Origin of the sequence: uncultured Aquincola sp. (assembly GCF_964001545.1) — a bacterium.
Classification (GTDB): Bacteria; Pseudomonadota; Gammaproteobacteria; order Burkholderiales; family Burkholderiaceae_C; genus Aquincola.
Window position 1 is genome coordinate 1 of the sequence record NZ_CAXFDV010000660.1, and the last position, 7,189, is coordinate 7,189.

The window sequence follows — 7,189 nt, forward strand, 5'->3', positions numbered from 1 at the left end:
GACAACAGCTCACCCGCCTGGCCGCCGCGCTGGCCATCGCCGGCAGCGCCGTGGCTGCCCACGCCGCCAAGGACGTGGTGGTGGCGGTGCCATCCACCTTCACCACCACCGACCCCTACGACGCCAACGACACGCTGTCGCAGGCGGTGGCCAAGTCGTTCTATCAAGGCCTCTTCGGCTTCGACAAGGACATGAAGATGGTGCCGGTGCTGGCCGAGAGCTACACCGCCAGCAAGGACGGCCTGGTCTACACCGTCAAGCTCAAGACCGGCATCAAGTTCCACGACGGCACGCCCTTCAATGCCGAGGCGGTGAAGGCCACCTTCGACCGCGTGACCAACCCCGACAACAAGCTCAAGCGCTACAACCTGTACAAGAACATCGCCAAGACCGAGGCGGTGGACGCGACCACGGTTCGCTTCACGCTGAAGGAAGCGTTCTCGCCCTTCATCAACTCGCTGGCGCACCCGTCGGCCGTGATCATCTCGCCGGCGGCGCTGGCCAAGTTCGGCAACAAGGGCATCGCGCAGAACCCGGTGGGCACCGGCCCCTTCAAGTTCGTGGAATGGAAGGCCACCGACTACCTGAAGGTGGAGAAGTTCGACGGCTACTGGCGCAAGGGCTACCCCAAGGTCGACAGCATCACCTGGCGCCCGGTGGTGGACAACAACACCCGCGCCGCGGTGATGCAGACCAACGAGGCGCACTTCGCTTTCCCGGTGCCGCCCGAGTCGGTGGCCACGCTGGAAAAGAAGCCCAGCCTGGAAGTGACGGCGGCGCCGTCCATCATCCACCGCTACCTGTCGATGAACACGCAGCACAAGCCGTTCAGCGACCCCAAGGTGCGTGAAGCCATCAACTACGCCATCAACAAAGATGCGCTGATCAAGGTGGCCTTCTCGGGCTATGCCATTCCGGCCGAAGGCGTGCTGCCGCAGGGCGTGGAATACGCGGCCAAACTGGGCCCCTGGCCCTACAACCCGGCAAAGGCACGTGAGCTGCTGAAGGAAGCCGGCTACCCCAACGGCTTCGAGAGCACGCTGTGGTCGGCCTACAACCACACCACCGCGCAGAAGGTGATCCAGTTCGTGCAGCAGCAGCTGGGCCAGGTGGGCATCAAGCTGCAGGTGCAGGCGCTGGAAGCCGGTCAACGCGTGGCACGCGTGGAAAGCGCGCAAGACCCCGCCACCGCGCCGGTGCGCATGTACTACGTGGGCTGGTCTTCCTCCACCGGTGAGGCCGACTGGGCGATGCGCCCGCTACTGGCCAGCGAATCGTTCCCGCCCAAGCTGTTCAACACGGCCTACTACAAGAACGACGCGGTGGACCAGGCGATCGGCAAGGCGCTGGTGACGACCGACAAGGCCGAGAAGGCCAAGCTCTACACCGAAGCGCAGAAGCAGATCTGGAAGGACGCGCCCTGGGCCTTCCTGGTGACCGAGCGGCTGGTGTCGGTGCGCGCGCGCAACCTGGCGGGCTTCTACGTCATCCCCGATGGCAGCTTCAACTTCGACGAAGTCGAGCTGAAGTGAACGTCAACCCTGCAGCCCTGAGCTGATGTTTGCGTACCTTCTGAAGCGGCTGGTGGGCCTGGTGCCCACGCTGCTGCTGGTTGCGGTGTTCGTGTTCGGCTTCGTGCACCTGCTGCCCGGTGACCCGGCGCGGCTGGCCGCCGGCGTGGACGCCACGCCGGAGACGGTGGAACTGGTGCGCCGCGACCTGGGCCTGGACCAGCCGCTGCATCTGCAGTTCGTGCGCTTCTTCACCCATGCGCTGCAGGGCGACTTCGGCCACTCCATCCGCACCAAGCGGCCGGTGGCCGACGAGATCGGAGAGCGCTTCGCGCCCACCTTCTGGCTCACGGTGGCGGCCATGGGCTGGTCGGTGCTGCTGGGCCTGGTGCTGGGCATCGCCTCGGCGGTGTGGCGCAACCGCTGGCCCGACCGGGCCGGCATGTCGCTGGCCATCTCGGGCATCTCGTTCCCGCCGTTTGCGCTGGGCATGCTGCTGATGCAGGTGTTCTCGGTGCAGCTGGGCTGGCTGCCCACGGTGGGTGCCGACAGCTGGAAACACTACATCCTGCCTTCGCTCACGCTGGGCGCGGGCGTGGCGGCGGTGATGGCGCGCTTTACCCGCAGCTCCTTCATCGACATCCTGAAGGAAGACTATGTGCGCACCGCCCGGGCCAAGGGCCTGGACGAGGCGCGGGTGGTCTTCAAGCATGGGCTGCGCAATGCGCTGATCCCGGTGGTCACGATGATGGGCCTGCAGTTCGGCTTTCTGCTGGGCGGCTCCATCGTGGTGGAGGTGGTCTTCAACTGGCCCGGCATGGGCCGGCTGCTGATCGACGCGGTGGAGATGCGCGACTACCCGGTGATGCAGGCCCTGGTGCTGCTGTTCTCGCTCGAATTCATCCTCATCAACCTGGTGGTGGACGTGCTGTACGCCGTCATCAACCCGACCATCCGCTTCCAGTGAACAACCCCTCCATCGCCGCCGCGGCCACGCCGGTGCGCACGCCGGCCGCCGAGTTCTGGCGCAAGTTCAAGAAGCAGCGCGTGGCGCTGGTGGCCGGCGGCTTCGTGCTGGCGCTGGTGCTGGTGGCCGCGCTGGCCCCTTGGCTGGTGCCTTACGACGCCGAGAACTTCTTCGACTACGACGCGCTCAATTCGCCGCCCTCGGCCCAGCACTGGTTCGGCGTCGACCCGCTGGGCCGCGACATCTTCAGCCGCATCCTGATGGGCGCGCGGGTGTCCTTGGCCGCGGGCTTCATCTCGGTGGCGGTGGGCGCGGTCATCGGCACGCTGCTGGGCCTGCTGGCCGGGTACTACCAGGGCTGGTGGGACCGCATCGTCATGCGCATGAGCGACGTGCTGTTCGCCTTCCCCGGCATCCTGCTGGCCATCGGCATCGTGGCGATCCTGGGCAGCGGCATGGTCAACGTCATCGTGGCGGTGGCCGTGTTCAGCGTGCCGGCGTTTGCGCGGCTGGTGCGCGGCAATGTGCTGGCGCTCAAGCACCAGACCTACATCGAGGCGGTGCGCAGCATCGGCGCGCCCGACCGCGTGATCATGCTGCGCCACCTGCTGCCGGGCACCGTGGCTTCGGTGGTGGTGTACCTGACCATGCGCATCGGCACCTCCATCATCACCGCGGCCAGCCTGAGCTTTCTCGGCCTGGGCGCGCAACCGCCCACGCCCGAATGGGGCGCAATGCTGAACGAGGCCCGCGCCGACATGCTGAACGCACCGCACGTGGCGCTGTTCCCGATCATGGCCATCTTCATCACGGTGCTGGCCTTCAATCTGCTGGGCGACGGGCTGCGAGATGCACTCGACCCCAAGCTCGACCGTGCCTGATGCAGCGCTGACGGCGGCACCCGCGCGGCCGCGCAGCCGCCTGGGCGCGCCGCAGGTGGGGCTGCTGCCCAGCGGGCCGCGCGACCACATCACCGACGTGGCCGGCGTCTCGCTGGGCCATTGCACGCTGGACGAGGGTCCGGTGCAGACCGGCGCCACGGTGCTGCTGCCGCAGCCCGGCGACCTGTTCATGCACAAGCTGCCGGCCGGCGTGGCGGTGATCAACGGCTTCGGCAAAAGCGCTGGGCTGATGCAGGTGCAGGAGCTGGGCACGCTGGAGTCGCCCATCGCACTGACCAGCACCTTCGGCGTGGGCACCGCGTTCAATGCGCTGGTGCGCGATGCCATCGCGCACATGCCCGAGCTGGCGCGCAGCCTGCCCACGGTCAACCCGCTGGTGCTGGAGTGCAACGACGGTTGGCTGAACGATGCCCAGGCGCTGGCGCTGCAGGAGGCGCATGTGGCGCAGGCCCTGGCGCTGGCGCGGCAGGGCGGGGCAGGGCTGGAAGAAGGCAGCGTGGGCGCCGGCCGCGGCATGAGCTGCCATGGGCTGAAAGGCGGCATCGGCAGTGCCTCGCGCTGCCTGCGCTGGCGGGGGCAGGGCTACACGCTGGGCGCGCTGGTGCTGGCCAACCAGGGCCGGCCGGGTGCGTTGCTGGTGGACGGGCGGCGGGTGGCCGTGCCCTTGCCAAGCACCGAGCCACCCACCGAGCGCGGCTCCATCATCATCCTGCTGGCCACCGATGCGCTGCTGGATGCGCGCCAGCTCACCCGCGTGGCGCGGCGCGCGGCCGCGGGGCTGGCCCGCACCGGCAGCGACTACGGCCACGGCAGCGGCGACATCGCGCTGGCCTTCAGCACCGCGCTGCGCATCCCGCAGCGGCCCACGGCGCCGATGCCGGCGGTGGCGTTGCTGCACGAGGCGGCGCTCGACCTTTTCTTCCAGGCCGCGGCCGAGGCCACCGAGCAGGCCATCCTGCATGCGCTGTACGCGGCCACCCCCGTCACCGGCCGTGACGGCCACCGCCGCCTCACCTTGCGTGAAGCGGCGCCCGAATTCTTTGCCTGAAGAGCGTTTCATGAAGCAACCCACGGTCCTCGTCGCCGTCGACATCGAAGGCGTGGCCGGCGTCTGGCGGCCCGAGCAGACGCAGGCCGGCAACGGCGACTACGAACGTGCCCGCCGATGGATGACGGCCGAGGCCGATGCCGCGGTGCGCGGCGCCTTTGCCGGCGGCGCGGGTCGCGTGCTGGTCAACGATTCGCACGGCCACTTCGGCAACCTGCTGGCCGATGAGCTGGACCCGCGGGCCGAGCTCATCCAGGGCAAGCCGCGGCTGCTGGGCATGATGGCCGGCGTCGACCAGCAGGTGGACGGCGTGCTGATGGTCGGCTGGCATGCCCGTGCCAAGGCCACCGGCGTGCTGGCCCACACCAGCAACAGCTTGGCGTTCGCGCGCGTGTGGCTCAACGGGCTGGAGCTGGGTGAGATCGGCCTGTATGCCGCGCTGGCCGGCCAGTTCCAGGTGCCGGTGCTGATGGTCAGCGGCTGCGACGTGACCGCCGAAGAAGCGCGGGCGCTGATGCCCGAGCTGGCCTGCTGCGTGGTCAAGTGGTCCGACGGTGCGCGCAGCGGCCGGTCGCTGTCGCCGCAGGCCTCGCGCGGGCAGATCGAGCAGGCGGCCCAGGCCGCGGTGCAAGGGCTGGCCCGTGGCGCGCCGCCGGTGCTGCGGCTGCCGGCGGCCGGGCCCGGCGCCGCGCCGGTGGCGCTGCGGCTGCAATGCCAGTCGCCCGCGCTGGCCGATGCCTTTGCGTTGTGGCCCACGGTGCGGCGCGAGGCCGGCGACACCATCGCCATCGACTGCGCGACGGTGCATGAGGCGGTGCGCTGCCTGAATGCGCTGTCCTTGATGGGCAACGCGATGCGCTAGCCTTGGCCATGCGCGGACTCGACTTCAGCTCCTGGCAGGCCCTGCTCACCACGCTGGCCGGCGTGGTGGCCATCACGCTGGTGATGGTGGGCATCCGGCTGTTGGTGATGCAGACGGTGCAGGAGCGCCGCCAGCGCGAAAACCGCCAGATCAACGAACGCCTGCGCACGCTGATCGCGGCCTACAAGACGCTGGGAGGCAGCTTCACCGGCTCGCTGGCGGTGGACCCGGCGCACCGGCGCGAGCGGCTGGCGCAAGGCCCTGAAGCCGATGGCCTGGCCGGCGCCGAGCGCCGCCGCCGCATCCGCGATGCGGTGGAGGCCGCGCTGTCCGACATCATCCTGCTGGGCACCGAAGAACAGGTGCGGCTGGCAGTGCGCGCCGCCAACGACATGGCCGCCGGCCGGCCGGTGGAAACCGCGGAGATCGTGGTCTCGCTGCGCAACTTCATCCGCGAGGTGCTGGACCTGGACCCGGTGCCCCAGGAGTTGGTGATCCCGCGCCAGGGCCCGCTGCGGCCGGCGCCTGGTGGCACACGCGGTGGCGGCGGCCGGGCTGCGGCTGGCGAAGGCCGCGGCGAGGGCCGTGGGCAAGGCAAGGGCGGCGGCCAGGCCGATGCGGGTGGCGGCATGGGCGCCGGCTTCGGCATGGGGGCCGGGCTGGGACCCACCGGCCACGGACCCGACGAGCCGCCGCCGCGTTGAACGAAGCACAAGGAGCACCCGTTCGTGGACATCGACTTCACCCAGCTCGACAGCTACGCCCGCTACAAGCTGATGGCCAGCCTGATCGTGCCGCGGCCGATCGCGCTGGTGACCACCCTGGGCGCTGACGGCACCGTCAATGCCGCACCGTTCAGCATGTTCAACATGCTGGGCGAAGACCCGCCCATCGTGATGCTGAGCATCAACCGGCTGACCGACGGCCAGCTGAAGGACACGGCCGCCAACATCCTGGCGCGCCGCGAATTCGTGGTGCACATCACCGACGAGCCGATGGCCGCCCGCATGCACGCCTGTGGCGACCGCCTGCCACCGCACGAGAGCGAGCTGGTGCATGCCGGCCTCACGCCCACGCCGTCGCGCGCGGTGGCGCCGCCGCGCATCGCCGAAGCGCCGGTGGCGTTTGAAGGAAACGCCGGGCCGCCCCAAGTTTCCTGACCCCCACGGGGGGCGGGCTGGGCGCAGCCCGGCCCTGGGGGCGCTCAGGCTGCGTGCTGCACGAAACGATGGAAACGCCCAGCCGCTACGTCTTCATCGGCCGCGTGCTGTGGCTCAGCGCCCGCGAAGGCCTGATCGACGCCGAGCGCTGGCGCGTGCGCCTGCAGGACTACCACCCGGTCGGCCGCTTCGGCGCCAGCTTCTACGTGACCACGCGCGACCGCTTCGCGGTGGATGGCAGCGAGCAGCCGAGCACGCAGACGGCGATTGACGAGATGTGATCCGAGCCTCTGGCCAGACCGCGGTGCGGGTCTCCTGGGGGCGGGAGCGTGGACATCCGGCCTGACATGCTGGATGCTTGCGCCGAACGTTCGGCTCCTCCGCCCGGTGGGCGGCACATGACGCATGCTCACCTACATCACGCTCGGCACCAACGATCTTGCGCGTGCCCTGGCCTTTTACGATCCCGTTCTGCAGGTGCTCGGCATGTCGCGTTGCGACACCTCTGCCGAGGGTGACTGGGAGGGATGGGCCGGATGGGGGACCTACCAGCAGAGCGGCTTGGTTCAGCTCGCGCTTTGGGTCTGCCAGCCGCAGGATGGTCGGCCTGCAACGGCGGGCAATGGCACGATGGTGGCGATTCGCGCGACGAGCTGGGGCGAGGTCGAACGGGCCTATGAGACTGCACTGGCCAATGGGGGCAGCTCCGAGGGGTCGCCAGGTTTACGGCTGCAGTACA

7 protein-coding genes and 1 pseudogene are annotated in these 7,189 nt (G+C 69.4%); all 8 read left to right on the forward strand.

Annotated elements, in window-relative coordinates:
- The first annotated feature begins 17 nt into the window (after positions 1-17).
- Complete coding sequence (gene gsiB, locus ABNT58_RS22985; protein ID WP_348755732.1) at positions 18-1,532, forward strand: glutathione ABC transporter substrate-binding protein GsiB; 1,515 nt, start codon at positions 18-20, stop codon at positions 1,530-1,532.
- Positions 1,533-1,557: 25 nt separating this feature from the next.
- A complete protein-coding gene (gsiC, locus tag ABNT58_RS22990; protein WP_250195184.1) occupies positions 1,558-2,478 on the forward strand; it encodes a glutathione ABC transporter permease GsiC in 921 nt (306 codons plus the stop codon).
- Positions 2,475-3,359, forward strand: a complete 885-nt coding sequence (gsiD, locus tag ABNT58_RS22995; RefSeq protein ID WP_348755727.1) for a glutathione ABC transporter permease GsiD — start codon at positions 2,475-2,477, stop codon at positions 3,357-3,359. Before gsiC ends, gsiD begins: the two co-directional genes overlap by 4 nt.
- Positions 3,328-4,428 carry a P1 family peptidase gene (locus ABNT58_RS23000; protein ID WP_348755728.1) on the forward strand — a complete coding sequence of 367 codons (1,101 nt, stop codon included), beginning with the start codon at positions 3,328-3,330 and terminating at the stop codon, positions 4,426-4,428. Before gsiD ends, ABNT58_RS23000 begins: the two co-directional genes overlap by 32 nt.
- A 10-nt stretch (positions 4,429-4,438) precedes the next feature.
- Positions 4,439-5,290 carry a M55 family metallopeptidase gene (locus ABNT58_RS23005; protein ID WP_348755729.1) on the forward strand — a complete coding sequence of 284 codons (852 nt, stop codon included), beginning with the start codon at positions 4,439-4,441 and terminating at the stop codon, positions 5,288-5,290.
- A gap of 8 nt (positions 5,291-5,298) precedes the next feature.
- Positions 5,299-5,994 (forward strand): hypothetical protein, encoded by a 696-nt coding sequence (locus tag ABNT58_RS23010; protein WP_348755730.1) that lies wholly within the window; start codon positions 5,299-5,301, stop codon positions 5,992-5,994.
- Positions 5,995-6,018: 24 nt separating this feature from the next.
- Positions 6,019-6,731, forward strand: a pseudogene (locus ABNT58_RS23015) (flavin reductase family protein).
- Positions 6,732-6,855: 124 nt separating this feature from the next.
- The coding region (locus tag ABNT58_RS23020; protein WP_348755731.1) for a VOC family protein at positions 6,856-7,189 on the forward strand (334 nt) is incomplete at its 3' end.

Excerpts from the sequence above, each read along its gene's own strand:
- gsiC (WP_250195184.1), top strand. The coding sequence starts at position 1,558 with ATGTTTGCGTACCTTCTGAAGCGGCTGGTGGGCCTGGTGCCCACGCTG.
- ABNT58_RS23000 (WP_348755728.1), top strand. The coding sequence starts at position 3,328 with ATGCACTCGACCCCAAGCTCGACCGTGCCTGATGCAGCGCTGACGGCG.
- ABNT58_RS23005 (WP_348755729.1), top strand. The coding sequence starts at position 4,439 with ATGAAGCAACCCACGGTCCTCGTCGCCGTCGACATCGAAGGCGTGGCC.
- ABNT58_RS23010 (WP_348755730.1), top strand. The coding sequence starts at position 5,299 with ATGCGCGGACTCGACTTCAGCTCCTGGCAGGCCCTGCTCACCACGCTG.